25 protein-coding genes are annotated in these 25,548 nt (G+C 69.5%); 9 read left to right on the top strand and 16 right to left on the bottom strand.

The genetic code is table 11. The annotated features are described in order from the left end of the window. Nucleotides 1-115 precede the first annotated feature (115 nt). Both J7024_RS27250 and J7024_RS27245 read left to right on the top strand, forming a co-directional pair. On the top strand, nucleotides 116-568 hold the full coding sequence (locus tag J7024_RS27250) for a hypothetical protein (protein ID WP_124829878.1): 453 nt from the start codon (nucleotides 116-118) through the stop codon (nucleotides 566-568). 101 nt (nucleotides 569-669) lie between these two features. Next, nucleotides 670-2,685, top strand: a complete 2,016-nt coding sequence (locus tag J7024_RS27245; RefSeq protein WP_124829879.1) for a VTT domain-containing protein — start codon at nucleotides 670-672, stop codon at nucleotides 2,683-2,685. 15 nt (nucleotides 2,686-2,700) lie between these two features. On the opposite strand, the gene J7024_RS27240 is transcribed toward J7024_RS27245, so the two are convergent. The 3 genes from J7024_RS27240 to J7024_RS27230 form a co-directional block, all read right to left on the bottom strand. Next, nucleotides 2,701-3,030 carry a helix-turn-helix domain-containing transcriptional regulator gene (locus J7024_RS27240; RefSeq protein WP_124829880.1) on the bottom strand — a complete coding sequence of 110 codons (330 nt, stop codon included), beginning with the start codon at nucleotides 3,028-3,030 and terminating at the stop codon, nucleotides 2,701-2,703. Beyond that, complete coding sequence (locus tag J7024_RS27235; RefSeq protein WP_175796511.1) at nucleotides 3,027-3,359, bottom strand: type II toxin-antitoxin system RelE/ParE family toxin; 333 nt, start codon at nucleotides 3,357-3,359, stop codon at nucleotides 3,027-3,029. The genes J7024_RS27240 and J7024_RS27235 overlap by 4 nt, the downstream gene beginning before the upstream one ends. 377 nt (nucleotides 3,360-3,736) lie before the next feature. After that, nucleotides 3,737-4,291 carry an arsenate reductase/protein-tyrosine-phosphatase family protein gene (locus J7024_RS27230; RefSeq protein WP_175752031.1) on the bottom strand — a complete coding sequence of 185 codons (555 nt, stop codon included), beginning with the start codon at nucleotides 4,289-4,291 and terminating at the stop codon, nucleotides 3,737-3,739. Between the two features lie 598 nt (nucleotides 4,292-4,889). Here J7024_RS27230 and J7024_RS27220 point away from each other — a divergent pair. After that, on the top strand, nucleotides 4,890-6,140 hold the full coding sequence (locus tag J7024_RS27220) for a YbfB/YjiJ family MFS transporter (RefSeq protein WP_175752029.1): 1,251 nt from the start codon (nucleotides 4,890-4,892) through the stop codon (nucleotides 6,138-6,140). 42 nt (nucleotides 6,141-6,182) lie between these two features. Here J7024_RS27220 and hpaC read toward each other — a convergent pair whose 3' ends face one another. Next, nucleotides 6,183-6,728: a 4-hydroxyphenylacetate 3-monooxygenase, reductase component gene (gene hpaC, locus J7024_RS27215; protein ID WP_175752027.1), complete on the bottom strand. Its 546-nt coding sequence runs from the start codon at nucleotides 6,726-6,728 to the stop codon at nucleotides 6,183-6,185. A 332-nt stretch (nucleotides 6,729-7,060) separates the two neighbouring features. Between hpaC and J7024_RS27210 the strand changes: the two genes are divergently transcribed. Beyond that, complete coding sequence (locus tag J7024_RS27210) at nucleotides 7,061-7,693, top strand: response regulator transcription factor (protein ID WP_124829885.1); 633 nt, start codon at nucleotides 7,061-7,063, stop codon at nucleotides 7,691-7,693. A gap of 69 nt (nucleotides 7,694-7,762) precedes the next feature. Here the strand turns inward: J7024_RS27210 and J7024_RS27205 are convergent, their stop codons facing one another. From J7024_RS27205 to J7024_RS27185, 5 genes are read right to left on the bottom strand one after another with little or no spacing between them, the layout of a single operon-like run. Next, nucleotides 7,763-8,506 carry an SDR family NAD(P)-dependent oxidoreductase gene (locus tag J7024_RS27205; protein ID WP_124829886.1) on the bottom strand — a complete coding sequence of 248 codons (744 nt, stop codon included), beginning with the start codon at nucleotides 8,504-8,506 and terminating at the stop codon, nucleotides 7,763-7,765. A gap of 56 nt (nucleotides 8,507-8,562) precedes the next feature. Continuing rightward, nucleotides 8,563-9,687, bottom strand: coding sequence for an amidase (locus J7024_RS27200; protein WP_175787690.1), 1,125 nt, complete (start codon nucleotides 9,685-9,687; stop codon nucleotides 8,563-8,565). Between the two features lie 32 nt (nucleotides 9,688-9,719). After that, entirely contained in the window at nucleotides 9,720-10,253 is a 534-nt protein-coding gene (locus J7024_RS27195; protein WP_175752025.1) for a nuclear transport factor 2 family protein, read from the bottom strand. Between the two features lie 8 nt (nucleotides 10,254-10,261). Next, a complete protein-coding gene (locus J7024_RS27190; RefSeq protein ID WP_124829889.1) occupies nucleotides 10,262-10,639 on the bottom strand; it encodes a hypothetical protein in 378 nt (125 codons plus the stop codon). A 56-nt stretch (nucleotides 10,640-10,695) separates the two neighbouring features. Continuing rightward, entirely contained in the window at nucleotides 10,696-11,889 is a 1,194-nt protein-coding gene (locus J7024_RS27185) for an acyl-CoA dehydrogenase family protein (protein WP_175796513.1), read from the bottom strand. Nucleotides 11,890-12,025: 136 nt separating this feature from the next. Between J7024_RS27185 and J7024_RS27180 the strand changes: the two genes are divergently transcribed. Further along, nucleotides 12,026-13,582, top strand: coding sequence for an ATP-binding protein (locus J7024_RS27180; protein WP_124829891.1), 1,557 nt, complete (start codon nucleotides 12,026-12,028; stop codon nucleotides 13,580-13,582). A gap of 86 nt (nucleotides 13,583-13,668) precedes the next feature. Here the strand turns inward: J7024_RS27180 and J7024_RS27175 are convergent, their stop codons facing one another. From J7024_RS27175 to J7024_RS27165, 3 genes are all read right to left on the bottom strand, one after another. Then, nucleotides 13,669-14,055, bottom strand: a complete 387-nt coding sequence (locus J7024_RS27175; RefSeq protein ID WP_124829892.1) for a tautomerase family protein — start codon at nucleotides 14,053-14,055, stop codon at nucleotides 13,669-13,671. A gap of 65 nt (nucleotides 14,056-14,120) precedes the next feature. Next, nucleotides 14,121-14,624 (bottom strand): aromatic-ring-hydroxylating dioxygenase subunit beta, encoded by a 504-nt coding sequence (locus tag J7024_RS27170; RefSeq protein ID WP_096500197.1) that lies wholly within the window; start codon nucleotides 14,622-14,624, stop codon nucleotides 14,121-14,123. Then, nucleotides 14,621-15,904 (bottom strand): aromatic ring-hydroxylating oxygenase subunit alpha, encoded by a 1,284-nt coding sequence (locus tag J7024_RS27165; RefSeq protein ID WP_175761916.1) that lies wholly within the window; start codon nucleotides 15,902-15,904, stop codon nucleotides 14,621-14,623. Before J7024_RS27165 ends, J7024_RS27170 begins: the two co-directional genes overlap by 4 nt. A 139-nt stretch (nucleotides 15,905-16,043) precedes the next feature. On the opposite strand from J7024_RS27165, the gene J7024_RS27160 reads away from it, so the two are divergent. Beyond that, complete coding sequence (locus J7024_RS27160) at nucleotides 16,044-16,961, top strand: LysR family transcriptional regulator (RefSeq protein WP_124829894.1); 918 nt, start codon at nucleotides 16,044-16,046, stop codon at nucleotides 16,959-16,961. Between the two features lie 79 nt (nucleotides 16,962-17,040). On the opposite strand, the gene J7024_RS27155 is transcribed toward J7024_RS27160, so the two are convergent. Together J7024_RS27155 and J7024_RS27150 are read right to left on the bottom strand one after the other, a co-directional pair. After that, on the bottom strand, nucleotides 17,041-18,021 hold the full coding sequence (locus tag J7024_RS27155) for a PDR/VanB family oxidoreductase (RefSeq protein ID WP_124829895.1): 981 nt from the start codon (nucleotides 18,019-18,021) through the stop codon (nucleotides 17,041-17,043). A 155-nt stretch (nucleotides 18,022-18,176) separates the two neighbouring features. After that, nucleotides 18,177-19,574 (bottom strand): spinster family MFS transporter, encoded by a 1,398-nt coding sequence (locus tag J7024_RS27150; RefSeq protein WP_124829896.1) that lies wholly within the window; start codon nucleotides 19,572-19,574, stop codon nucleotides 18,177-18,179. 406 nt (nucleotides 19,575-19,980) lie between these two features. On the opposite strand from J7024_RS27150, the gene J7024_RS27145 reads away from it, so the two are divergent. After that, the gene (locus J7024_RS27145) at nucleotides 19,981-21,111 is read left to right on the top strand and encodes a porin (protein ID WP_124829897.1); all 1,131 of its coding nucleotides are present in this window, start codon (nucleotides 19,981-19,983) and stop codon (nucleotides 21,109-21,111) included. A gap of 32 nt (nucleotides 21,112-21,143) precedes the next feature. Here J7024_RS27145 and J7024_RS27140 read toward each other — a convergent pair whose 3' ends face one another. Together J7024_RS27140 and J7024_RS27135 are read right to left on the bottom strand one after the other, a co-directional pair. Further along, nucleotides 21,144-22,175 (bottom strand): LysR family transcriptional regulator, encoded by a 1,032-nt coding sequence (locus J7024_RS27140; RefSeq protein ID WP_124829898.1) that lies wholly within the window; start codon nucleotides 22,173-22,175, stop codon nucleotides 21,144-21,146. Further along, nucleotides 22,172-23,146, bottom strand: coding sequence for an AraC family transcriptional regulator (locus J7024_RS27135; RefSeq protein ID WP_124829899.1), 975 nt, complete (start codon nucleotides 23,144-23,146; stop codon nucleotides 22,172-22,174). The genes J7024_RS27140 and J7024_RS27135 overlap by 4 nt, the downstream gene beginning before the upstream one ends. 149 nt (nucleotides 23,147-23,295) lie before the next feature. Here J7024_RS27135 and J7024_RS27130 point away from each other — a divergent pair, with 149 nt between their 5' ends. Both J7024_RS27130 and J7024_RS27125 read left to right on the top strand, forming a co-directional pair. After that, nucleotides 23,296-24,402, top strand: coding sequence for an NAD/NADP-dependent octopine/nopaline dehydrogenase family protein (locus J7024_RS27130; protein ID WP_124829900.1), 1,107 nt, complete (start codon nucleotides 23,296-23,298; stop codon nucleotides 24,400-24,402). Continuing rightward, nucleotides 24,399-25,412, top strand: a complete 1,014-nt coding sequence (locus J7024_RS27125) for a 3-hydroxybutyryl-CoA dehydrogenase (RefSeq protein ID WP_124829901.1) — start codon at nucleotides 24,399-24,401, stop codon at nucleotides 25,410-25,412. Before J7024_RS27130 ends, J7024_RS27125 begins: the two co-directional genes overlap by 4 nt. Nucleotides 25,413-25,548 lie beyond the last annotated feature (136 nt).

The raw sequence follows: 25,548 nt of genomic DNA, 5'->3' as shown, positions 1-25,548 counted from the left end.
GGCGGGTATTCCCGAGGAATCGCCGGGGCCGGACCGATGCCGCACCTCGCGGATCGCCCTGATTCGGAGATAAACTGGTGCCCGATTGACCTGTCCGTCCCGAGGAGCCTCCACGATGATCGATCTCGCCGACATCCTGCCGTCCGCGCTGCCCGACGCCGTCGCGTGGGCCGCTGCGCAGGCGGCCCACGGGCTCGCCCGGGGCGTGCCGCTGACGCCTGCGCAGGCCGACGATGCGCGGGCCGTGGGCGTCGCGCAACCGGAGCGGATCCGGATCGTGGTCGCCGACCGGCTGCCGTTTCCCGACACGCCGGCGCTGGGCGCGATCGCGCGCGACACCGGACTGCTGTCGCCCGGGACGATCGGCCTCACGCTCGGCCATGCGGTGTTCGTGTTGCGCGGCCAGGAGACGCGACGCCTGCTCGCGCACGAATTCCGCCACGTGCATCAGTACGAGGCGGCCGGCTCGATCGGCGCGTTTCTCGCGCGCTATCTGCACGAGATCGCGACCGTCGGCTATCACGACGCACCGCTCGAGGTCGACGCGCGCCAGCACGAATTCGACTGACGCCCCCGCCGTCTCGAACGCGCGCACCCTCCGATGAACCCTCCCCACGCCACCGCGAGCCCGGCGCATGCACGTCGTGCCGCCACGCCGCGCGGCCCGCGATGAGCGGCACGATCCACGCGTGGCTCGGCGCGATCGGCGCGCATCCGGCGCTCGTGCTGGCGATCGTGTTCGTCACGGCCGGTGCCGAGGCGATCGCGCTGGTCGGCACGTTCGTGCCGGCCGGCGCCGTGATGTTCGCGGCCGGCACGCTGATCGGCGCGGGCGCGCTCGACGGCTGGACGACGATCGGTGTCGCGGCCGCCGGCGCGATCGTCGGCGACGCGGTCAGTTACGAGCTCGGGCGGCGCTACCGCAGCGCGGTGCGAAACAGGCTGGTGCGCGTCGGCTATGCGGACGCATATTCACGCGGCGAGCAGTTCGTGTTGCGGCACGGCATCAAGAGCATCGTGCTCGCGCGCTTCCTGGCGCCGGTGCGTGCGGTCGTGCCGGTCGTCGTCGGCTGCGCGACGCTGCCGCGGCGCTCGTTCTATCCCTTCAACGTCGTGTCGGCGCTGATCTGGGCGCCCGTGCACGTCGCACCGGGCATCCTGTTCGGTGCGTCGGCGGCCCTGGCCGCGGCGATCAGCGTGCGGGTCGCCGCGATCCTGCTGGTCGTCGCCGCGCTGGTCGCGCTTGTGTGGATCGGCGTGCGCATCGCGCTGCGCCGCGGCTGGCCGTTGCTGCACCGCGCGATCGCTGCGTCCGTGCACGCGTGTGCCCGCCGCTGGCCGCGCTTCGGCGCACGGCTGCACGACGGCATCGCGCGGGTACGCCGCCTGCCGGGCGCGGTGCCGGTGCTCGCGCTGCTGTTCGTCGGCTGCGTGTGGCTGTTCGCCGGCATCGTGCAGGACGTCGTCGCGAACGATCCGCTGATGCACGCCGACATCGCGCTATATGCGTTTCTGCAGAACCTGCGCACGCCGCCCGTGGACGCCGCGATGCGCGCGCTCGCCGTGCTGCACGGGCACGATACGGGGCTGATCGTCGCGGCCGGGTTTCTGGTGTGGCTGATGATCCATCGCTGCTGGCTGACCTCCGCCTGGTGGCTTGCGACGGTCGGCATCGCGGCCGTGCTCGTGCCGGTGTTCGGCGGCGTATCTGGCGCGACGCCCGCGAGCCTGCCGCCCGGCGCGCTGCACGTGCCGCTGCCCGACGCCGATGCGGCGTTCGCGATTCTTGCGAGCAGCGGCATCGGCTGGGTGCTGGCGCGTGAACGGCCCGCGTCGTGGCGCATTCCGGTCGCGACGGCTGTCGTGCTGTGGATCGTGCTCGGCGGCTTCGCGCGGCTGTACGTCGGCGATACGTGGTTGTCGGGCTTGCTCGGCGGCTGGAGTCTCGGGCTCGCCTGGTTCGCGCTGCTGGCCGGCGCCTATGCGTACTGGCAGGTGCGCGAGCACGTGCAGCCCCGGGGCGCGCTCGTCGCGGTGCTCGTCGTGCTCGCGACGGCGGGCGTGTGGACGGTGCCCGCGCAATGGCAGCTCGATCGCGCGGCGCGTCCGCATGTCGGCGACGTCGTGGCGATGACCGTCGATCAGTGGATGCGCGGCGGCTGGCAGCGCGTACCGATGCGGCGCACCGAGATCGGCGGCGACCGCGAGGAATATCTGCCGCTGCAATGGTGCGCGACGTCGGACACGCTCGATCGCCATCTGTCGCTGGCCGGCTGGCAGCGGGCGACGCCGTGGTCGCCGGCGACCGCGCTGCGTTGGCTGTTGCCGCAGGCGCCGGCCGGGATGCTGCCCGTGCTGCCGCGCTACACGCACGGCGAGAGCACGCGCCGCGTGTTCGTGCGCGTCGATCCGGCGCATCCCGACAGCCGCCTCGTGCTGCGGCTGTGGCGTTATCCCTATGTGCTGCAGGATGCGCTCGGGATGCGGCCGCTGTGGTACGGCGCGTTGTATCGGGAGACGCTGCATCGGCCCGCGCGGCTGATGACGATCGTGCGCACGACGACCATCGACGATACGGCGACGATCGCGCAGGCGCTCGCGATCGAGCCGACGATCACGCATCCGCCGGCGGGGATGCGTGCCGCGCCGGCGGACATGCTGCTCGTGTGGATGGTGCAGCCGTGAGCGAGCGGCGCGCGGTTACGCGTGCGCCGGCTGCGCGGGGACGACGGACAGGCGCAGGCCGACGGTCTTGAGCACCGCGAGCAGGGTTTTCAGTGTCGGGTTGCCGTTGGGCGACAGCGTGCGATACAGCGATTCGCGGCTGATGCCGGCTTCCGCGGCAACCGCGCCGAGGCCGCCGTACGCTTCGGCGACCGTGCGCAGTGCGAGCAGCCCGGCTGCGCGATTGTCGGGATCGTCGAGCGATTCCATCGCGACGCGCAGATAGGCGACCGCGAGCTCGCGATCGGCGCCGAGTTCGGCGACTTCAGCGTTGTGGTGCGATACCGCGCCTTTCAGCTTGTTCATGTTTGCCTCCGCTTCCAGTTCAACCAGTGTTCCTTTGCGCGCCTGATGTCGTCGGGTTGGTCGTGCTTGTCGCCACCGGACAGCAGTAGCACCAGTGCACTGCCGTATCGGCCGAAATACACGCGATATCCCGCGCCGACATGGATGCGCAGTTCGACCACGCCTTCGCCGACAGCTTCGCAATCGCCGAAATTTCCGGTTTCCACGCGGCGCAGGCGTTCGCGGATCCGCGCTTGCGCGAGTTTGTCGCGCACGGTGTTCAGCCATTCGGTGAACGGCTCGCGACCGTCGTCGCGCTGATAGCGAAGCAGTTCGAATTTGGAGAGCATTGTAACTTATAAGCTACATGGAGGGTAGAGGTAGCAACGTGATCTCGCGGTTTGCCGGAAGAGGCGGAACCGGCGCGATGCAGCGGGACCGGCTCCGCCGAACGCGAGGCGGAACGCCGCGCACCGATGCCGTGGCAGGAACGCATGCAGCGCTTTCGTCGTTCGGGATGCCGGGTGATGAAGCCTGCTTCCCGAACGACGATCATTCTTTCATTCGGGGCGTGCGGCGACGATTCGGCCGAACGGCCGAACTCATTGGCGCGCGGAGAATACGCGCGGTGCGGGAGGGGACTGCGGGGACGATCGGCCTGCCGGGGCCGGGGCCGGGGCCGGGGCCGCCGCGCGACGCGACGGGCGACCCGGCAGGTACAACCGCGTTACGGCTTCGCGGGCGCGGCCGTCGCGACCTTGTCGAGCGCGGCCGGGATGAACGCGTCGAGCTGCGCGGTCACCGATTCGTAGAAGTCGATCGGCTTGCCCCACGCGTCGGGCACGTCCTTGTGCTCGCCGGTCGCGTATTCGGCGAGCGTGAACACTTTGCCGGCCGCCGACGGATAGAGCGCGAGCACCTTTTCCTTGTGCTTGTCGGTCATCGTCAGGATCACGTCGGAATGCCTGACGTCGTTGGCGCTCAGTTGCACCGAACGGTGCGCGGACGTGTCGATCCCGCGCCGCTTCATCAGGATCACGCCGTTGGCTTCGGGCTTTTCGTCGTAAGGATCTTCGTCGACCGCGCGCGAGATTACCGCGATATGCGCGTGGCGTTGCGCGATCAGTTGTCCTGCGATCGCTTCGGCCATCACGCTGCGTCCGGTGTTGCCGGTGTCGACGAACGCGACCTTCTTCGGTTCGTCGGCGAATGCCGACGTCGCGCACTGGATGCCCAGGCAGCAGAGCAGGGCAAGCGTCTTGAGGGTGTGGCTTCTTTTCATTGGTGTCTCCGCCGGAGTGAGGTGATCGTCGCCGCAGCGGCGCGCCGAGGCTTGCGCAGATGATGCGCGGCCGCGCGCGCCGGAAAAAATAAACGGCTGGTTTTGGCAAGACGATGTCGCATTGCTGCAAGCGGGGCGATCGGGGCCACGGCGAACCGCTGCCCCGATCGCGCGGCATTGCCGGTGCATCGTCATGCCACCGCCGCCGCCAACCGTTCCGGCGCAAACCTCGCCAGCGTTCGCAACGCATCGCGCGCCGAGCGCAGGTAAAACGCCCGCAGACGGAACACGTGTCAGCGCGTGGCATGGCTTTCGAACCGGCACGGCTCGCCGCACGCAAGGGCGGCTTTCTCGCGATGCAGTTCAACTCGGTGGTCGCGACGAACGAGGTCGCGCTCGCGTTGCGCGGACGCTCGGCTTCGAGGCCGTCGGCCGCCGACGCTCGATGCGGCGTCGGGCGGCGAACGCGCCGTCGGTGTGCCTGCCCCGGCGATCCCGCCGATTTTCTGGCACCATCTGACGACTTCACGCGCCGGTTGCGGCCGCGCGCACACCGCCGTTCCGGCGGGACGATTCGAACCAGGATGGAGACACCCCGATGCGCGCAGCGTCGCAACCGGAGCACGCCGGCCAGGCAAGGCCGGACGCCGGCGCAAAAGACCCCGACCGCATGGCCGCGTGGCGGCTCGCGATCTGCCTGTCGCTCGGCAGCGCGATCGCACTCGGCCTCGCACGCTTTTCGTATGCGCTGCTGCTGCCGCCGATGAAGTCCGATCTCGGCTGGAGCTTCGCGCAGGCCGGCGCGCTGAACACGGCCAACGCAGCCGGCTACCTGATCGGCGCGCTCGCCTTCCCGTTCCTGTCGCGACGCTGGCGCACCGGCACGCTGCTGGCGGCCGGCTGCGCGCTCACGGCGGTGTTGATGGCCGCCTGCGGAATCACGTCCGGCACGAACGCGCTGCTGATCGAGCGGCTCGCGACCGGCATCGGCAGCGCGCTGATCTTCATCAGCGGCGGCTTGCTGGCCGCGCGGCTCGCGTCGGCGTCGCCGCGCGATGCGGGGCTGCTGCTCGGGCTTTATTACGGCGGCACCGGATGGGGAATCGTCGCGTCGTCGCTGCTCGTGCCGGCGACGCTCGCGCATGGCCTGCACGGCTGGCAGCCCGCGTGGTTCGCACTCGCGTTCGCGTGCGTGCTGTTCTCGATGCTGGCCGTGTCGGCCGCGCGCCGCATCGAGCGCGTGCATGCGGCGCCGGCTGCGCCGCGCGACGGCGCAGCGCCGGCCGCGACCGCGAGCCCGGCGTGCTTCGCGCTCGCGCTCGGGGGCTACGGCCTTTTCGGCGTGGGCTATATCGGCTACATGACGTTCATCGTCGCGCTGCTGCGCGGCGCGGGGATGAGCGGCACGGTCGTGTCCGCGTTCTACGTGATGCTCGGCGTCGCGACCGTCGTGTCGGCGCGGCTGTGGTCGGGGCTGCTCGACCGGATGCGCGGCGGCCAGGCGCTGGCCGTGCTCAATGCGCTGCTCGGCATCGCGACGCTGATGCCGGCGATCTTCGTGCATCCCGCGGCCGCGTTCGCATCGGGTGTGCTGTTCGGCGCGACGTTCCTGTCGGCGGTCGCGGCGACGACCGCGTTCGTGCGTCACAACCTGCCGCCGGAAGGCTGGGCGAAGGGGATCAGCGCGTTCACGACGATCTTCGCGTTCGGGCAGATCGCCGGGCCCGTTGCGATCGGTTGGGTGTCGGACAGCGCGGGGCTCGCGCGCGGGCTCGTGTATTCGGCGCTCACGCTGTTCGCGGGCGCCGCGCTCGCGGCCGGACAGCGCGCGTTGCGGGTGTCCGCGTAGCCGGCACGGGCCTGCATCCGGCGCCGCGATGCGCCGGCATCGTTACTGCACGCAGGCCGTGCGCGACACGCGATGGAACGCGCGGCTGAAGTAGATGAGGCTGTCGCCGTCGCGGCGCACGCGGATCGACGTCGCTTCGATGAACATCACCGAATGCGAGCCGACTTCCTTCATCTCGGCGATCGTGCCCTGCAGGCTCGCGAGCGCATCGCGCAGCACGGGCACGTCCTGTTCGCCGCGATCCCACACCGGCAGCGCGAAGCGCCGCTCCATCGGCAGCTCGGTCATCCCCGCGAAATGCCGCGCGAGCAGTTCATGCTCGGCCGGCAGCACGTTGATGCACACGTGACGATTGCGCTCGAAGATCGCATGCATCGCGCTCGACCGGTTCAGGCACACGAGCAGCGTCGGCGGCGCGTCGGTGACGGAACAGACCGCGCTCGCGGTGATCCCGCAGCGGCCGTGCGGCCCTGCGGTGGTGATGACATTGACGGCCGCGCCGAGGTGGGCCATTGCTTGCCGGAAGGCCTTTTGCGCGTCGGTCGGTTCGGCGCGCGCCGGTTGCGGGGTATCGGTCGTTGCGGACATGTGCGCTCCTGGTTGGATGAGGGCGGCGATCGCGGGCGCTGTCGATGCAGCGTCGCATCGCCGACGATGACCCGAGCGTACGTCGAGAATATGCTGCCGACCATTCGCACGAACGATGACGAAGATGGCGTTCGCGCCAACGTATCTAAAGGTTCTACCTAGATGCGCGGCACGATGCGCGAAAAAAAGCGCGATTGTGCGTTCGCGCGGTACGTGAAGGGGTATTCAGCGGATTTTCGGCTCGCTATGATGTGCCGCATACCCCGACGAACGACGCCTGCCCCACCTGCATCGCGCGTGATACCGATACCGATATTTTGCGAGACACCCCGATGACGTCACCCGCTCCGATCGTATACATCGTCGACGACGACAGCGGCATGCGGACGTCGCTCGCGTGGCTGCTCGAATCGGTCGGCATCGCGTCCGAAGGGTTCGCGAACGCGGCCGACTTTCTTGCGCGCTTCGACGTGAACCAGCCCGCGTGCCTGGTGCTCGACGTGCGGATGCCGGAGAAAAGCGGTTTCGACGTGCAGGCGGAATTGAATGCGCGCGGCGCGACGCTGCCGGTGATCTTCGTCAGCGGACACGGCGACATCCCGATGTCGGTGCGCGCGCTGCAGAACGGCGCGATCGATTTCGTCGAGAAGCCGTACAACTCGCAGCAGATGCTCGAGCGCGTGCAGCGTGCGCTGCGGCTCGCGCAGCAGCGGCACGCGCTCGACCAGCGTCACCGCGAGTTGCGCCAGCGGCTCGATGCGCTGACCGCGCGCGAGAAGGAGGTGCTGCGCGGCGTCGTCGACGGCAAGGGCAGCAAGCAGATCGCGTCGGACCTGTCGATCAGCGTGAAGACCGTCGACGTGCATCGCGCGAGCATCAAGGAGAAGCTCGGCGCGACCTCGATCGCCGCACTGGTGCGCGACGTGATGGTCGTGTGGGGCGGCGACGGCGATACGCCGCGCTAGGCGGATTCACGCGCGCCGAAGCGCGCGTCGTGGTCGACGTAGCCGGCGCGCGCAAGCGACACGGCACACTCAACGCATGTACAACCCGCCGTTGATGTCCCAGCATGCGCCGTTCGCGAAATGCGCGTCGCCCGACGCGAGCAGCACCGCCGCATCCGCGACGAAGCCGGCCGATCCGAGCCTGCCGCCCGGCAGGCTCGCGAGCACCTGTCGCAGTTTGTCCGGCGCGACGCTCTCGTAGACGATCGGCAAATCGAGCGGACCCGGCGAGATCGCGTTGACGGTCACGCCCTGCGCGGCGAGATCGCGTGCGAACACCTTGGTCAGCGTCAGCGTGCCGCCTTTCGCCGCGGCGTAGTGCGCGCCCGTCGCCGAGCCGCCGTTCTGCCCGGCGAGCGACGCGATGTTGACGATGCGGCCCGCGCCGCGCGCCGCGAAGTACTGGCCGAACACCTGGCAGCCGAACAGCACGCTGCGCAGGTTCACGTCGATCACGTGGTCGAACTGCTCGGCCGTGATCTCCATCGCGGGCACGACCTTCGACGCGCCGGCATTGTTCACGAGCACGTCGATCGTGCCCCAGCGTGCGACGAGCGCATCGCGCGCCGCTTCGAAATCGCGTTTCGACGTGACATCGAGCGGCAGCGCGAGCGCGCGTTCGCCGCTCGCATCGAGTTCGCGTGCATGCGCGTGAATGGCGTCGGCGGCGATGTCGGCCAGCGCGACGCGATAGCCGGCCGCGTGAAAGCGCTCGGCGATGACGGCGCCGAGCCCGCGCGCGGCGCCGGTGACGAGAACGACTCGGTCTGACATGGTGCGTGATTCCCTGGTTCGCGGGCGCGCATCGGACGCGGTGCCCGCATCGTGGTTCATGCGGCGAGCGCCGCTTCGAAGTGCGCGGCCAGCGCGCACACCTGTTCGTCCGCGCCCTTGCGTCCGACGATCTGCAGTCCGGCCTTCAGTGGCGTCCCCGCGAGCGGCAGCGGCAGGCTGAGCGCCGGATGGCCGCTCAGGTTGAACGGCCGGATCAGCGACGACATCGCAATCACCGATACGCCGTCGCGTGCCTGCGCAAGCGTGATCGGCAGCGCGGGCAGCGTCGGCAGCACCAGCACGTCCGCGCGTTCGAGCGCGGCGTCGACTTGCGCGGTGAAGCGCGCGCGCACGGCTTCGGCTTCCGCGAGCGCGGCCGGTGTCGTCGTCGCGGCCGCGCGCAGCCGTGCGTCGAGATCGGCGCCGAGCTTGCCGGTTGCCACGAGATGACCGAACGCGCGCGACGTTTCCGCGTTGATGACCGAGAGCCCGGCCGCGAACGCGGCGGGCATGTCGTCGAGCACGACGTCGTGCGAACGCAGTCCCGATGCGCGTACGGCCGCGTCGAGCGCGGCGGCGATGGCCGGATCGGCATCGACGATCGCGCGCGCGATCGTGCAGCCTGCAGCGGGCGTTGCCGCACGCACCCGATCGAAGCCGGGCGCAATGGCGGCCATCACGGCCGCGAGTGTGTGGATGTCGCGTGCGAACGGCCCGACGCAATCGAGCGTGGTGTCGGCGGGCGCGACGCCGCGCCGCGACACGCGGCCGAACGTCGGCTTGAGGCCGGCCACGCCGCAGCAGGCGGCCGGCCCGCGAATCGAGCCGCCGGTGTCGGTGCCGAGCGCGGCGTCGACCATGCCGAGCCCGACGAGCGACGCCGACCCGCTCGACGAGCCGCCCGGAATGCGCGTCGCGTCCTGCGGATTGACCGGCGTGCCGGTGGCGTCGTTGATGCCGGTCATGCCGAACGCGAGCTCGTGCATGTTCGCCTTGCCGGCGATCTGCCAGCCGGCGTCGAGCAGCAGCCGGACCGCGTCCGCATGCCGCGCGGCGGGCGGCGCGTCGGCGAGCGCGCGGCTCGCCGCGCGGGTCGGATGGCCGGCGATGTCGATCGTGTCCTTGATCGCGATCGTCGGGCCCGGCCCGCCCAGCGTGAAGGTATCGATGAAGCCTGTCATGGTGCGATGGCCTGCGAAGACGGTGAAAGGGTTCAGGATCGCGGTGCGGCGGCGAGCGGCCACGGGCCGTCGAGCACGCGCTCGGTGCGGAAATGGCGAATCAGCCAGGTCGAGCCGTCGTCCGACGGAACGAAATCGATCGTCAGCCGGGCGGCGATCAGCTCGGCCGTGTCGTCAGCGTAGCGCGATGCCTGCAGCATGATCCAGCGGCCGCGCGCGCTCGCACGGTCGGGGTCGACATCGATCGACTCCGACGTCAGGAAATGCAGGTTCGCCGCGAAATGCGGATCGGGCGGCAGATAGCGGCGCAGCATCGCGACGATCGCATCCGTGCCTTCGAGTCGGCCGAACTTGCTTGCGTACTGCGGGCCGATGCCTTCCCATATCGCATCGGGCGTGAACAGCGCGGCGAGCGCCGGGCCGTCGCCGGCATCCTCGGGCACGTCGCACAGCGCCATGTAGCGCGTGATCGTCGCGCGCACCGCGCGTTCGGCATCGAGCGCCGCCACGCGCCGCGTGAGCGCGTCGAGCGCGTCGAGTGCGCGCGTCGAATCGGGTCCGGTCATCGCGCGTCTCACGCGGCGGCCTTCGCGGCCGGCGGCACGGTCAGCGCACGGCCGACGCGCGCCTCGATCTTGCCGTAGCGCCACAGGTTGTATTCGCCCACCGGCGTCGTGCGATACAGGTTGCACACGGCGACCGTCGTGTCGAAGTCGGCGACGTCGGCCATGATGTAGAACGTCCACGGCGCACCGTCGGCCTGGCCGACGACGAGACGATCGTCGTCCATCACGCCGAGCACGCGCACGCCGGGCATTGCCTCGACGGCGGCGAGCATCGCGCCGTACGCTTGCCATACTTCGCCGATCTTCTCGCGCGGCAGGTCGAAGAAGTTCTGCGACACGCCGCAGCAGAACAGGACGCGCAGCGGCAGCGGATTCGAATCGGACATGACAGGTTCTCCTGAAGAATGGGGTTCAACTCTGCGTCGAAGTCGATCGACGCGGATTAAAGATAGCCGGGGAACGGCGTGACGCCGGTGAACACGGCGCCGGCGCCGTCGAAGTTGCCTTCGCCGAGAAACGCGTGCTGCGTGACGACCATCGCATCGCGCAACAGCCGCTGCAGCGGATGCGTGCGGTAGATCGCGGCCGTGCCGCCGAGGCGGTACGCGCGCTCGACGACGCTCGCGCCTTCGCGGGCGATATGCGTGGCGGCGAGCCTCAGCAGGCTGACCTGCTCGGCCGTCACGGGGTTCCCGGAGAGGATCGATTGCCAGACGGAATCGGTCGCGTCGTAGAAGAACGCGCGCGCCGAGCGTAGTTGCGCCTCGGCCTTCGCGAGCTCGATGCGGTAGTACGCGCGATCGGCGAGGCGCGGTGCGCCGGTGGTCGTCTGGCGGCCGCCCGACATGCGGTTCACGACGTCGAGCGCCGCGCGCGCGAGCCCGAGGTTGACGACGGCGAGCACCTGCGCCGCATATGCGACGGTCGGATAGCGGTACAGCGGCTCGTCGACGGTCGGCTCGCCGCCGCGCACGAAGGTCCATGCTTCGGGCACGAAGCGGTCGTCGACGCGCAGGTCGTGGCTGCCGGTGCCCTGCATGCCGACCACGTTCCAGTTTTCGACGATGTGGACTTCGCTGGCGCGGAACACGGCCGTGCGCGGCTTGTTCGGCGCGGCGTCCTGCGCGCCGGGCACCGCGATGCCGACGCCGAGCCAGTCGGCGCCCTTGCAGCCGCTCGCGAATTTCCACGTGCCGTTCACGCGCCAGCCGCCGGGCGCCGGTTGCGCCGGCTGCACGGGGAACAGCCCGCCCGCGAACACCTGATCGGGGCCGCTCGCGTACAGCTCGGCCTGTGTATCGAGCGGCAACGCGGCGAGATAGACGTTCGCGGAACCGAAGCTGGCGACCCATGCCGCGGAACCGTCGGCGGTGGCGATTCGCTCGATCATGTCGAGGAATGCGGTCGGCGCGAGCGCATCGCCGCCGAAGCGGCGCGGCGTGCCCGCGCGATAGAGGCCGGCTTCCTTGAACAGCGCGATCACGTCACGCGGCACGTGCGACAGGCGGTCGAATTCGTCGCGACGCGCCGTGACGATTTCGAGCACCGCGTCGAGCGGCGACAGGCGCGCGGCCGCTTCGCGGACCGCATGCGGCGAGGGGGACGCGGCGTCGATGGCGAGGGCGGCGTTGGGCATGGCTGTCTCCTGGGGATAGGGTTCGATTGCGGGGCAAGACGATGGAGCCAGTCTAGAAACGCCTGAAAAGTGCGGCAATTGGTGCGTAGGGCCGCGCGACTGGTGGCGCTCCGTGCCGGACTAAAGAAATCTTCAGATGCGGGCCGTGCACGCCGGTGCTATGTTGAACATCCGGCCGCGCGACACCGCGCGCCTTCATCAGAATCCGATCATGAGCTTCCCCGACGAAGACGATTTCCACCGGCTGCTCGACGCGCTGACCACCTGCGTGCTGCTGCACGACGCGCAGACCAGGGCGATCGTGTGGGCGAATCGCGCCGCCTGCATCGCGCTCGGCTTTTCCGTCGAGGAACTGCTGCCGCTGAAGGCGCCGGACATGACCCGCCCAGAACCGAAATACCGGCGCGAGATCGCGGTGAGCGCATGGGATCGTGCGCTCGTCGACGGGCCGCAGGTGTACGAATGGTGCTATCGATCGCGCACCGGCGTCGACATGCTGTCCGAGGCCACCGCGACTTATGTGCCGCTGCGCGGGCGCGATGTCGTGATGGTGCAGTTCCGCGACATCAGCGCGGAAGAGGCGGTTCGCCGGCAACTGCGCCGCTACGAGGCGCGGCTGCGCGAATTCATGCAGGATCTCGACGAAGGCATCGCGGTCGTGACGCCGCGTGGCGGCGTGCAGTTCATCAGCGAGTCGGGCCGCCGCGTGCTCGGGCTCGCACCCGACGAAGCGCTCGGCGAGGTGCTCGACTACTGCTCCGAGGCCGATCGCGACCGCCTCGTCGCACAGCTGCGCGACGCACCGTCGGCGTACCCGTCCACGCCGCAGCGCTACCGGATCGTGCGGCGCGACGGCTCGCCATGCTGGCTGCGCATCCTGTGTCGGCAGGTCGAGATCGAAGGCGATCTCGACGGACTGCTCGTGCAGTTCCGCGACGTGAGCGACGAAGTCGCGATCGAGGAGGCCCGGCGCGCCGAGGCGCGGATGCTCGAACACGCGGGCCGCTACAACGCGATGGGCGAGATGGCGAGCGTGATCGCGCACGAGCTGAGCCAGCCGCTCGCGGCCGTGCGCAACTTCATCGAGGGCGCGGTGCGGCGGCTGAACACGCGCGGGGCCGTCGACGATGCGATCTGGGGGTTGCACAGTGCCGATCGGCAGGCCGAGCATGCGGCGCTGATCATCAAGAGCGTGCGTGAATTCATCGTCAAGCGCGAGCCGGTCGTCGCGCTCACCGACTTGCGCGAGATCCTCGCCGACGTCGCGTACTTCATCGAATTGCGCGCGAAGGAGGCGGGCGTGACGGTCGCGATCGTGCAGGCCGATGCACCGTTGCCGATCCGCTGCGAGCGCGTGCTGATCGGGCAGGTGATCCTCAACCTTGCATTCAACGCGATCGAGGCGTTCGCCGGCTGCGAGCGTGCGTCGCGCACGCTGACGCTCGGCACCGCGAATGTCGACGGGCACGCGGAACTGCGCGCGATCGACAACGGACCGGGCATCGCGGAAGGTGCGCACGACCGGCTGTTCGACGGCTTCTCGTCGTCGAAGGCGGGCGGCAACGGAATCGGCCTGTCGCTGTGCAAGAGCATCGTCACGCGTCACGGCGGGCGTATCGTCGCGAGCCCGGCCGCGGGCGGCGGGCTCGATTGCCGCGTGACGCTGCCGCTTGCCGGCGCAGCACACGCGTAGCCGCTGCGTTGCGTCACGGCCGCGAAGGACATCACGGATAGCGCGGCAGGGCGGCGGCGCACGATGGAGCGGCGCCCGGCCCATGATCAGCGTCCCAGCGCCCGCGCGGTCAGGCCGCCGATCCCGAAGTCGGTGTTCGGGATGTCCTTGACGATCACGCGCGTCGCCTGCAACGGCGCATCGAGCACGGCCGCGGCGGCGTCGGAAAGCGCCGCGATCAACGCGCGCTTCTGCTCGTCGGTGCGGCCGGCAATCAGGATCGCGACGATCACCGGCAGTGACGGCGGCGCACCGTCGGCCGCCGTGCGGCCGCCGAGGCCGATGTGCGAGGCCGGCAATTCGGTGAGCAGTACGCGCACCGATTCGAGCGGCGCGCCGATCGCGTCGACGGTCGCGTGGCTGAGCCGCGCGATCAGTTCGGCCTTGTGTGCGTCGTCGTGGCCGGCGGGCAGGAAAACTTCGAGTGTGGGCATGGTCGTCGGGAAAGGTGAAGGTGACCGGTTCACCGTTGCGCTGGCGACGGCGAACCGGCCGCCATTTACAGCAGGAAGCCGATCGCGCTGAGCGCTTCGGTCGAGTCGATCAGGCGCACGACCTTCTCCGCGATCCGCATCTCGCCGTCCGCATCGACCTGCAGCTTGTGCGTGACGTCGGCCGCGAACAGCGTCGCGACGCCGCGTTTGTACGCGACGACGACCTGCGCGGACTTCAGCTCGACGACGCCGGCGCTGCCGCTCTCCAGCGTGAAGCGCGACACTGTGCGCACCGTGCGCGCCGCGTCGGCCGCCGACGCCGAGTAACCCGACACCATGCGCTGCACGCGCTTCTCGCGCATGTCGCGATCGTCGAACACGTAGTTCAGCGTCGCCGCGAAGTCGGTCGCGTCGGGATCGATCGGCACCACGTAGTGGCCGGCCGGGTCCCACAGGTCGAGCCACGCGCGATAGTCGCGGCGGTCGAGCATCTCGGCTTCACGCCATACGAATTCCACCGCACGGGCGAAGGTCTGCTCGGAAAGGAGGGCGTTGCGGTCGTCCATTATTGTTGCTCCATCATTTTTCGCCATTGCTGGTAAGCCTCGCGCATGCCGGTCTCGTCGGTCGCATGCGCGGTCTTTTCGCCGTTCGCGGCAGTCGTCTCGCGGTTCAGCCCGCGGTTCACGAGGATCGGCACGTCCGGGCCCGCATGCGCGCCGCGCTGCACACGCTCCCACGCTTCCGCGTCGTCGGGGCTGCCGAAGCCGAACGGGCCCTGGAAATGCTCGTGGATGCGCAGCCGTTCGCGGTTCGCTTCGTCCGGGCCGCCGTCCATCGCGAGCGCGACGTGACGGATCTCGGTTTCGTTCGCTGAGATCGGCCGCAGCACGCGGAAGAACGCCATCGACAGCGCGAGGTTCGGGAACAGGTTCAGGTTGAAGCCGACGCCCATCAGCGAGCGCACGATGCGGCGCACCTCTTCCGGCGTATGGCGCTCGGCGAGCTTCGCCGCGAGCGGCGCGAAGCGCTCGGGCAGCGGCGCGCCGTCGTCTTCGTCGAGATCGACCAGCTCGGGCATCAGCACCGCGAGGCTGTGGCCGTTGCCGAGCGAGCGGCAGAACGCATCGTCGCTCGTCATGAAGCTCGTGATCGCGGCGGCCGTCTCGTCGTCGATCGACTTCATCCACGACTTGTGCACGACCGGGAAGTGATAGAGGTCCGTCGTGTTCTCGAGCTGGATCTTCCAGTTGCCCTTGAACTTGAACTTGTGCTCGCCGTTCGCCTTGATCGGGTAGCCGGCGCCCTGCTTCATGAACAGGTCGATCCACGGCTTCGCGCCGCCGAGGAAATCCTCGAGCGGCTCGATGTCGTCGTTGAAGCTCGCGAAGATCAGCCCCTGGTACACGCCCACGCGCAGCTTCACGAGCGGCAGGTCGCCTTTCTCGCACACACCTTCGTAACCGTCGCCGTACGGCAGCGCGCGCAGCGTGCCGTCGAGCGCATACGACCAGCTGTGGTACGGGCACGTGAAGCCCTTCGCGTTGCCCTTGTGCGATTCGCACACGGTCGCACCGCGATGGCGGCAGCGGTTCTGCAGCACGTTGATCTCGCCGGTCTTGTCACGCACGACGATCACCGGCTGGCGGCCGATCGTCGTCGTGACGAAGTCGCCCGGCTTCGGCAGTTCGCTCTCGTGCGCGACCCAGATCCAGGTACGGTAGAAGATGCGTTCGAGCTCGGCTTCGAACAGCGCCGGGTCGTGATACATCGCGGGCGCGATGCGGTCGGGCTGCGCGAAGCCATGCAACGCGCGGGTGTCGATCGTCTGGTAGGAAGTGTCGCTCATCGTCGTCGTGGGGAAAGAGTCGCGAAATCGGGCCGCGCTGTGCGCAGCGTCGGGAGACCAGTCTCGTCTTCTGCTACATATCCGTCAAATTGATCTAAAATTGCCAATCAAATAAATGCGGCAAATGATGGAGGTCACGATGACATCGGTCGATCATCTCGATCTGAACCTGTTGCGGGTGTTCCAGGCGATCGTCGAGGAACGCAGCCTGACCAAGGCCGGCGAGCGGCTCGCGCTGTCGCAACCCGCCGTCAGCTATTCGCTCGGGCGGCTGCGCACGCTGTTCGACGATCCGCTGTTCGTGCGCACGCGCGCGGGCATGCAGCCGACGCCGGTCGCGCTCGAACTCGCCGGCATCGTCGGCAAGGCGCTCGACATGGTGCGCCTGGCGCTGCGCTATGCGGAGCGGTTCGATCCGGCGACGAGCACGCGCACGTTCCGGCTGTCGCTGTCGGATGCGGGCGAGATGGCGTATTTGCCGGCGATCTGCCAGGCGTTGCGCGAGCGCGCGCCGCGCGTGACGCTGAGCGTGCAGCCGCTGCCGGTGGAGGAAATCGAGGAAGCGCTGCGCGCAAGCCGGCTCGACTTCGCGATCGGCAACCTGCCGGAGCTGATGCCGCGCACGCGCCACCAGGTGCTGTTCGAGGAAACCTACGTGTGCATGACGGGCCGCCGGCGCGGGGTGCCGGCCGGCACGTCGCTGAGTCTCGAACAGTTCGTGCGCGCCGCGCACGTCAACGTGAAATCGGTCGAGCACAGCCACCACGCGCTCGACGACGCGTTGCGCGCGCAGGGTGTGGGCCGCAACATCGCGCTCGAAGTGCCGCACTTCGTCGCGCTGCCGAGCGTGTTGTCGGTCACCGATCTCTATGCGACGCTGCCGAAGCGGCTTGCGCGGATCCTCAACCGCGACAACGCGTTCCGGCTGTACGACTTGCCGGTGACGCTGCCGCCCGCACCGGTGACGATGCACTGGCACGAACACTTTCACGAGGACGAGGGGATCGCGTGGATGCGCGCGCTGCTTGCCGAGATCGTCGAGCGGTTCGACGCGTGACGGCCGCGCGCGCCGCGCAGTGTCATGCGGGCGCGTGTGCCGGAACATCAGTACATCAACGCATCAACACATCGGCACATCAGAGATCGAGGACGAGCACCGGCGAGCGTGAGCGCGACACGCAGCAGCAGATCACCGTGTTGCTCGCGCGTTCGGCCTTGCTCAGGCAATGGTCACGATGATCGGGCTCGCCGTCGAGCACCGGCACCATGCAGGTGCCGCACACGCCTTCGCCGCATGACGTATCGACCTCGATGCCGATCTGCGCGAGCGCGTCGACGATCGACGTGCCGGGCGCGACACGCACCGACTGGCCGCTGCGCTGCAGGCGCACTTCGAAGCCTTCCGCCGGGGCGGCATCGGTCGCGGCGTCGGCCGCGGCCGGCTCCGCCGCGAAGCGTTCGAGATGTATCGCGTCTTCCGGAATCCGCGTGGCGGCCGCCGCGACGACCGTATCCATGAACGGGCCGGGGCCGCACGTGTACACATGGGCATGCGTGTCGATCGCTTCGATGCAGCGGCCGAGCTCGGCCGCGAGCGCGGCCGGCTCGATACCGTAGTGGAACGTCACGTGCGACGCGAACGGCCCGGCCGACAGTTCGTCGACGAAGGCCGCATGCTCGCGGCTGCGCGCGAAGTAGTGCAACCGGTAACGCGCGCCGCGCTGTTCGAGTGCGTATGCCATCGACAGCAGCGGCGTGATGCCGATCCCGGCCGCGATCAGCACGTGCTCGCTCGCCTGATCCGTCAGGCGAAACAGGTTGCGCGGCGCGCCGATCGACAGCTCGGCGCCGACGCGCACGTCGTCGTGCAGCGAGCGCGAGCCGCCGCGCGACTGTGCTTCCTTCTTCACCGCGAACAGGTAGCTGTCGCGCTCGTCGGGGCGGCCGCACAACGAGTATTGCCGCGTGACGCCGGACGGTGCGGTGACGTCGATATGAGCGCCGGGTTCGTACGGATCGAACGGCTGGCCGTCGACGCGCGAAACCCGGAAACAGCGTATGTCCTGCGCCGCGTCGATCAGCGCGTCGATCCGGACCTGGTGGCGATTCGCTTGCATGGGGTGTTCCGTGGGGAGGGTGAAAACCGGCGCGGCGGAGTCCGCGCCGTCATGCGATCGAGAATAGGGATGGGCATCGCATAAATCAAATCGATTAAAAAGCGATGCCGGAATCAGTGGGATGGATAATTCCTGGCGAGCGGAACGACGCACGCTCAGCGTGCGGCGATCGCGTCGCCGCGGTCGGCGACCGGCGCGACCGACGCCGATGCGTGACCGCGCTCGCGGTCGAGGCTGTGGCGATACTGCCGGCACCCGGCCGCCAGCAGCAGCGCCGCGAGCGTGGCCGCGGCGACGTTGACGATCGACATCGAATGCCCGACCGCCGCCGGTGTGCCGAACACGCGATCGGTGAACAGCGCGACGACGGTCGTGCCGATGCCGAGCGCGATCAGGTTCGAGACGAGCAGGAACAGCGCGGAGATCTGCGCGCGCATCTGGTTCGGCGCGAGCGTCTGCATTGCGGCGGTCGAGGTCGGCATTGGGAACGACGCGAAGAACATCGCGACGACGAGCATCGCGAGCGACGCCGGCAGGCTGTCGAGCTGCGTGAACAGCGTCGCGGGAATCACCATGCACGCGGCGCCGATCGCGCCGGCACGCATCGGCGCATCGGTGCGGCCGCGGCGCAACAGCCAGTCGTTGAGCCAGCCGCCGCAGAACACGCCGGCCGTATTCGCGACGAGCAGCACGACGCCGAGCGTGTAGCCGGCTTCGACGGCCGTCATCCCGAAGCGGCGGATATAGAACGCGGGCGTCCAGCTCAGCAGGCAGTACAGCGCCATCGCATAGAACGAGAAGCCGAGGTAGTGGCACGTGAAGGTCGCGCGATGCGTGCCGACGAAGCGCAGCGAATCGCGCATCGACACGCGTCGCACGGCGCCCGAGCGGTCTTGCGCGAGCCCCTTGCGCTGGGGATCGCGCACGGTCGCGGCGAACAGCAGCGCGACGAGCAGGCCCGGCAGCCCGACGATCAGGAACGTGACCTGCCACGCGTGCACCTGCCCGACGACCGGCAGCGTGAAGGCGCTCGCATGCTTGAGCAGCGCGATCACGTAGCCGCCGATCAGGAACGCGACGCCGCCGCCGATGAACGAACCGAGCGAATACACGGCGATCGCGCGGCCGAGTTTCTCCTTCGGAAAGTAGTCGGCGAGCATCGAATACGCGCCGGGCGACAGCGCGGCTTCGCCGACGCCGACGCCCATGCGCGCGATGAACATCTGCACGAAGTGCTGGCTCATCCCGCACGCGGCGGTCGCGACGCTCCACAGCGCGATGCCGATCGAGATGATGCGCGGTCGCGCGTAGCGGTCGGCGAGATACGCGACGGGTAGCCCCATCACGGCGTAGAACAACGAGAACGCGAAGCCGTTCAGCAGGCTGAACTGCGTGTCGGAGAGGTGCAGGTCGCGCTTGATCGGTTCGATCATCAGGACGAGCACCTGGCGATCGACGAACGAAAAGACGTACGCGAGCATGCAGATGACGACGACATACCATTCATACGTATAGCGCTTGCCGTCGGCAGCGCGGGCCGTGGATGCGGACATGCGGATTCTCCAGAAGCGGTGGGGAAGCGCGGCGCCGGCGTTGCGGGCCGGGCGCCGTCGCGGCGCGAAAGCGTGCGGGTGACACGATCGGAGACGCAGCGTAGTCGGCCAATTTCGGCCGCCATAGCCGGAGTGACAGCCGCGCCACACGGACCTTTACCGACCCGGGTAAAGAAAACACCGGGGCCGTGCGCGCGGGCCGCCGCGCAGCGCGCGTGCGGCGGGGCGCGCGCGCATCATGCGGCGCATCTATAAGCGTTATAGACCGGATTGCGTCGACGTCCGAAATTGTCGTTCCTAGACTCGGCCCGTTTTTGATCGGCAGCGTTCGCATCCGAAGGCGGACGCGCTTCATATCGAACGGCGCGTTGCCGACGGGCGCCGAAATTTCTACGGGACGACGCAGATGAACCATCCGAACGGGCGAGCCGACCGGCTTGCCGTACCGCTTGCCACACTGGCCGCCGCGCTGCTGGCGTGCGCATCGCAGCCTGCCTTCGCACAGTCGAGCGTGACGCTCTACGGCCGCATCGATACGTCGATCGAATACGCGAACGCCGGGCCGAACCATGTAACGCGCATGGGCAGTGGCAACCTGTGGGCGTCGCAGTGGGGGTTGAAGGGCGTCGAGGATCTCGGCGGCGGCTACGCGACGATCTTCAAGCTCGAGGACGGCTTCAACGCGGCGAGCGGCGCGCTGTCGAACAGCAGCGCGCTGTTCGGCCGCGAGGCGTGGGTCGGCATCACCGGCCCGTTCGGCGGCGTGCAGTTCGGCGAGCTCTACACGATCGTGCACACCACGCTCGTCACGTACAGCCTGCCCGGCCTCGGCGCGGGGCTCGCGTGGGGCAACGCGACGAACAACTTCGTCGGCCCCGCGTTCCTGCGCGTGCGCAACGCGATGCGCTACACGTCGCCGCGCTACGCGGGCTTCATGCTGCGCGCGATGGCCGCGCGCGGCACCAACGGCGCGGCGGGCCAGCCGTCGACGCTGGGCGATACGTACGGCGCGGGCCTCAACTATGCGCGCGGCGGCTTGTCGATCGACGTCGACACCATGCAGCAGAAGTTCAGCCCGGTCGCCGCCTCCGCGCTCGGCGACACGAGCCCGGCCGCGAACGGCAACTACACGGTCGGCGCGATCTCGTACGACTTCGACGTCGTGAAGGTCGCCGCGCTCTACATGCGGCATCGCGGCGGCCCGGACGTCGCGACCGCGATCGACAGCCAGAGCGCGTATCCGCACAGCGACACGATGGAGCTGAGCGCGACGGTGCCGATCGGGCGCGCATCGCTGCTGCTGAGCGTCGGCCACTACCGGAAGGTCGCCGACAGCGCCGGCAACGCCGATTCGTACGGCATCCGTCTCGACTATCCGTTGTCGAAACGCACGGTGCTGTACACGGGCGCCGCGATGGTGCGCAACGGCGCGCACGCGCGCTTCGTCGTGAATGGCGCGGCAGGCGGCGGCGTCGCGGTCGCGAACCCGGGCGCGACCGCCAGCTCGATCGTCGCCGGCATCCTCACGTCGTTCTGACCGGCTCGATTCGCCCGCGCCTGCCGGTGCCGTTACGCACAGGCGGCCGGGTGCGGCGCGAGCCATGCGTCGAACGGCGCCTGCCGGCCGATATCGAACAACTCCAGCAGCAGTGCGCGCAGCCACCGATGGCCCGGGTCCGCATCGAAGCGCCGGTGCCAGTACGCGTTCACGGGCCATTCGCCTGCGCCGGCGATCTCGTACAGCGCGCAAGGCTGCCGCGCCGCGAACGTGATCGCGACGGTTTCCGGCAGGATCAGCGCATAGTCGCCGTGCGCCAGCAGCGCCGGCACCACCATGAAATCGGGCAACGCCGCGCGCACGCGCGGCATCAGCCCGTGCCGCTCCAGCAACTGCATCGACTGCGGATGCGACGTCACGGCGACCAGGCGCAGCGTGTCCGGCGCGTCGCCGTCGAGCACGAAATCGTCGGGCAGTGCGACGCGCTCGGCGGTGCGGCGCGGCATCAGCAGCACGCAGCGTTCGTGCAGCAGCGCGGTGCGCTGGAAGTGACTCGACGCGTCCGCGAAATGCCCGAGCGCGAAATCGATGCGCCCTGATTCGAGTGCGACGTTGAGCTGGCATTCGTCGACGTGCAGCGTCTCGATCACCGCGCCCGGCGCACGCCGGTCGAATTCTGCGAGCAGCGTCGGCAGGAACGCGCTCGCCGCGAAATCGCTCATGTGCAGCCGAAACACGCGCTGCGAGCTGTCCGGCGCGAAGCGCGAGCCTTCGTCCAGCACATCCTGCAGGATCGCGAGCGCCTTGTCGACCGACCCCGCGAGCCGCTGCGCGCGCGGCGTAGGCTCGACGCCGGTGCCGGTGCGCACGAACAGCGCGTCGCGGAACATCAGCCGCAATCGGCCGAGCGCATGGCTGACCGACGGTTGCGTGACGCCGAGCCGCAGCGCCGCACGGCCGACGTGCCGTTCCTCGTAGACCGCACGAAACGTCTTCAGCAGGTTCAGGTCGAGGTCCTGCACGCGCAGGCCGTCGGGCGCGTCGGCGTCGGGCGGCGGAGATTCGGAGCGGGCCGGCGGCCGGCCCGTTGCAGCGTGCGTCATGGTGCTTGCCTCGCGGTGACGGAAGGCGCGTGGCCGTAACGGCGCGCATACGCCTTCGCGAAATGGCCGAAGCCGTGGATGCCGTGCGCGATCAGCACGTCGGTCACGCTGCGCGCGTCGCCGCGTTGCAGCGCCGCGTGCACGGCGGCGAGCCGTCGGTCGCGCACGTACGCGGCCGGCGTGGTGTGAAGGAACGTGCGGAATGCATGCTGCAGCGTGCGCGGCGCGACGCCCGCGACGGCCGCCAGCGCGGCGAGCGCGAGCGGCTCGTCCAGGTGCGCGTCGACGTGGTCGCAGGCGCGGCGCACGTGGGCCGGCAGCGGCGGCGTGCCGCGCGCCAGCGCGCCGCTGTGCGAATGCGGCAGGTGCGTGAGCAGCAGCGACATCAGCCATGCGGTGAGATCCGCGCCGAACGTCGCCGCCGAGGTGGCGATGCCCGGTTGCGCGCCGAGCCGGCACAGGTATTCGAAGGTCGGCGGCACGAGCGCGGCGCCCGTGCCCGTGCCGCCGGCCGCGAGATCGAATTGCAGCGGCTGCGAGAGCGTCATGTGCAGCATGTCCTGCAGCTTGCGTTCGAGCGCGCCGCGTTCGAGCCGCAGCACCAGGTTGCGGCAATCGGGGCTGGTGCTCAGGCGGCTCGCGAGCGCGGGCGACGACACGGTCAGCTCGCCCGGGCCGGCGCGCGCAACACGATGGCCCGAGCGCAGCTCGCACGTGCCCGACACGGTCAGCCGGAACAGGAAATGATCCGCATCGTCGCCGAAATCGATGTGCGTTTCGCGGCCATAGCAGAGTTCGAGCAGCGCGCCGTGATGCAGCGGCACCTCGTACAGCTCCGCCCGAAACGGATCGCGGCCGCGCGCGGCCATCCGGTGCGGCCCCAGCCGGTGCGCGACCGCGCGTTCGACTTCGTCGGGCGCATGCAGCGTGCCGAGCCGGTTCGGTGCATGTCGGGAAAGGTCGGTATCCATGCGCAGGCCTCGTGTCGGATGCGTTGGCGCGGCGATCCGGGCGTCGCCGCGATTGCGTTGCGCGAACGGGCGTGCCGTTGCGCGTTTTGAAGCGACGCGCCGGGGCTCGCCGCGTAGTCTCGGAAACATTCACTCACCGGGAGACAACGATGAAGGTATGTGTACTGGGCGGCGGTCACGGCTGCCATGCGGCGGCGATCGATCTGTTCGAGAAGGGGCACGACGTGACGTGGTGGCGGCGCGATCGCGAGCCGCATGCGCGGCTGCGCGAGCTCGGCGCGTTGCAGGTGACCGACTATCGCGGCAAGCGCGCCGTGCCGTTCGGCGATGCGCCCGGCGCGATTCGCCTGACCGACGATCTCGCGGCCGCGCTGCGCGGCGCGCGGCTCGTCGTGGTGCCGTTGCCGGCCACGTCGCACGATGCGCTCGCCGCGCAGGTCGCGCCGTTGCTCGAAGACGATCAGGTCGTCTTCCTGCCGCCCGGCACGTTCGGCAGCTTCGTGTTCGCACGTGCGGCCGCCGACGCAGGCAATCGCGCGCGCGTCGCGTTCGCCGAGACCGGCACGCTGCCTTACCTGGTGCGCAAGCACGGCGACAACGACGTCGTGATCAGCGCGTACGCGACGCGGCTGCCGACCGGCGTGTTTCCCGCGAATGCGGCCGGCTGGGCGTTCGACGTGCTGCGTGCCGGTTATCCGTCGGTCGAGCCGGTCGAGGACGCGCTGTCCGGCGCGCTGATGAACGCAGGCCCGGTGATCCATCCGCCGCTGATCCTGATGAACGCCGGCCCGCTCGAACACTTCGACGCATGGGACATCCACAACGAAGGTACGCAACCGTCGATCCGCCGCGTGACGAATGCGCTCGATGCCGAACGCATCGCCGTGCGCGAAGCGCTCGGCTACCGCGCGCCGCATTTCCCGCTGGCGGACCACTACGCGACCGACGGCGACGAATGGATGTACGGGCGCGGCGCGCACGGCAAGCTGACCGATAGCGGCGACTGGCGCGAGAAGATCGATTTGCGCACGCATCGCTACATGCTCGAGGACACCCGGCTCGGGCTGTCGTTCATCGTGTCGTGCGGGCGTTTCGCGAACGTGCCGACGCCGGTGGCACAGGGGCTGTTGAGCGTCGCGTCGGCGGTCACCGGTTGCGACTTGTACGCGCAAGGCCGCACGCTCGACGGGTTCGGTCTTGCCGCGCTGTCGCGCGATGCGATGCGCGCGCGGCTCGATGCGGGGTACGCCGCATGACGGCCGCCGCCGACGTGGCGCGCGTGCACGTGCTCGGCGCGGGACGCATGGGGCAGGGGATCGCGCTGGTGTTCGCGTTCGCGGGCCTGGACGTGACGCTGATCGACTTCAAGCCCCGCGACGCGCACGCGTGGCGCGCATTCGAGGACCGCACGCGTGCCGGGATCGGGCGTCCGCTGCATGCGCAGGTCGCGCTGGGGCGCATCGATGCGGCGCAGGCGGAGGCCGTCGTCGCGCGCATCGCACTGGTGGCGCGTGACGGCGCGGCGCAGGCCGTGCGCGACGCCGGCCTCGTGTTCGAGGCGCTGCCCGAAGTGCTCGACGCGAAGGCCGACGCGCTGCGCTGGCTCGGCGAGCATGTCGATGCGCGTGCAACGATCGCGTCGACGACGTCGACGTTCGTCGTCACCGAGCTGCAGCGCCATGTCGTGCATCCCGAACGCATGCTGAATGCGCACTGGCTGAATCCGGCGCTGCTGATGCCGCTCGTCGAGATCAGCCGCAGCGACGCGACCGAACCGCGCGTCGTCGACGCACTGGCCGCGCTGCTCGAGCGCGTCGGCAAGAGGCCGGTGATCTGCGGGCCGGCGCCCGGCTACATCGTGCCGCGCATCCAGGCACTCGCGATGAACGAAGCCGCGCGGATGGTCGAGGAGGGCGTCGCGAGCGCCGCGGACATCGACATGGCGATTCGTACCGGCTTCGGCCCGCGTTTCGCGGTGCTCGGCCTGCTCGAATTCATCGACTGGGGCGGGTGCGACATCCTGTACTACGCATCGAAGTACCTGGCCGGCGAGATCGGCCCGCGCTTTGCGCCCGCCGACAGCGTCGTGCGCAACATGGAGGCCGGGCGCGACGGCGTGCGCACGGGCGCCGGGTTCCACGACTATGCGGATGTCGACGTCGCTGCGTACATGCGGCAGCGGCTCGGCGAGTTCGGGCGCCTGCTCGATCATCTGGGGCTGGCGCCGGTATTCGACGGCGCGCGGGAGAGGGCATCGGGTATGTAGCCGTCGCGGCAGGGCAGCGTGGGCGCCGGCCGGTGCGGGCATGGTGAGGATGCCCACGCCGCACGGCGCGCTGCTGCATCGGCCACGGCAGGCGGGCGGACGTGGCTCGGCCTGCGTGTGGGCGCGCCGCACGCCC

Source organism: Burkholderia sp. WTPI3, from assembly GCF_021483755.1.
In the GTDB taxonomy this organism is placed as follows: Bacteria; Pseudomonadota; Gammaproteobacteria; order Burkholderiales; family Burkholderiaceae; genus Burkholderia.
The sequence above is the reverse complement of the archived record's forward strand: the minus strand, read 5'-3'. Positions and strand labels throughout refer to the sequence as shown.

Bases quoted from the DNA above. Each gene is read 5' to 3' on its own strand.
- J7024_RS27250 (WP_124829878.1), top strand. From the start codon at position 116: ATGATCGATCTCGCCGACATCCTGCCGTCCGCGCTGCCCGACGCCGTC.
- J7024_RS27245 (WP_124829879.1), top strand. From the start codon at position 670: ATGAGCGGCACGATCCACGCGTGGCTCGGCGCGATCGGCGCGCATCCG.
- J7024_RS27240 (WP_124829880.1), bottom strand. From the start codon at position 3,030: ATGAACAAGCTGAAAGGCGCGGTATCGCACCACAACGCTGAAGTCGCC.
- J7024_RS27235 (WP_175796511.1), bottom strand. From the start codon at position 3,359: ATGCTCTCCAAATTCGAACTGCTTCGCTATCAGCGCGACGACGGTCGC.
- J7024_RS27230 (WP_175752031.1), bottom strand. From the start codon at position 4,291: ATGAAAAGAAGCCACACCCTCAAGACGCTTGCCCTGCTCTGCTGCCTG.
- J7024_RS27220 (WP_175752029.1), top strand. From the start codon at position 4,890: ATGCGCGCAGCGTCGCAACCGGAGCACGCCGGCCAGGCAAGGCCGGAC.
- hpaC (WP_175752027.1), bottom strand. From the start codon at position 6,728: ATGTCCGCAACGACCGATACCCCGCAACCGGCGCGCGCCGAACCGACC.
- J7024_RS27210 (WP_124829885.1), top strand. From the start codon at position 7,061: ATGACGTCACCCGCTCCGATCGTATACATCGTCGACGACGACAGCGGC.
- J7024_RS27205 (WP_124829886.1), bottom strand. From the start codon at position 8,506: ATGTCAGACCGAGTCGTTCTCGTCACCGGCGCCGCGCGCGGGCTCGGC.
- J7024_RS27200 (WP_175787690.1), bottom strand. From the start codon at position 9,687: ATGACAGGCTTCATCGATACCTTCACGCTGGGCGGGCCGGGCCCGACG.
- J7024_RS27195 (WP_175752025.1), bottom strand. From the start codon at position 10,253: ATGACCGGACCCGATTCGACGCGCGCACTCGACGCGCTCGACGCGCTC.
- J7024_RS27190 (WP_124829889.1), bottom strand. From the start codon at position 10,639: ATGTCCGATTCGAATCCGCTGCCGCTGCGCGTCCTGTTCTGCTGCGGC.
- J7024_RS27185 (WP_175796513.1), bottom strand. From the start codon at position 11,889: ATGCCCAACGCCGCCCTCGCCATCGACGCCGCGTCCCCCTCGCCGCAT.
- J7024_RS27180 (WP_124829891.1), top strand. From the start codon at position 12,026: ATGCGGGCCGTGCACGCCGGTGCTATGTTGAACATCCGGCCGCGCGAC.
- J7024_RS27175 (WP_124829892.1), bottom strand. From the start codon at position 14,055: ATGCCCACACTCGAAGTTTTCCTGCCCGCCGGCCACGACGACGCACAC.
- J7024_RS27165 (WP_175761916.1), bottom strand. From the start codon at position 15,904: ATGAGCGACACTTCCTACCAGACGATCGACACCCGCGCGTTGCATGGC.
- J7024_RS27160 (WP_124829894.1), top strand. From the start codon at position 16,044: ATGACATCGGTCGATCATCTCGATCTGAACCTGTTGCGGGTGTTCCAG.
- J7024_RS27155 (WP_124829895.1), bottom strand. From the start codon at position 18,021: ATGCAAGCGAATCGCCACCAGGTCCGGATCGACGCGCTGATCGACGCG.
- J7024_RS27150 (WP_124829896.1), bottom strand. From the start codon at position 19,574: ATGTCCGCATCCACGGCCCGCGCTGCCGACGGCAAGCGCTATACGTAT.
- J7024_RS27145 (WP_124829897.1), top strand. From the start codon at position 19,981: ATGAACCATCCGAACGGGCGAGCCGACCGGCTTGCCGTACCGCTTGCC.
- J7024_RS27140 (WP_124829898.1), bottom strand. From the start codon at position 22,175: ATGACGCACGCTGCAACGGGCCGGCCGCCGGCCCGCTCCGAATCTCCG.
- J7024_RS27135 (WP_124829899.1), bottom strand. From the start codon at position 23,146: ATGGATACCGACCTTTCCCGACATGCACCGAACCGGCTCGGCACGCTG.
- J7024_RS27130 (WP_124829900.1), top strand. From the start codon at position 23,296: ATGAAGGTATGTGTACTGGGCGGCGGTCACGGCTGCCATGCGGCGGCG.
- J7024_RS27125 (WP_124829901.1), top strand. From the start codon at position 24,399: ATGACGGCCGCCGCCGACGTGGCGCGCGTGCACGTGCTCGGCGCGGGA.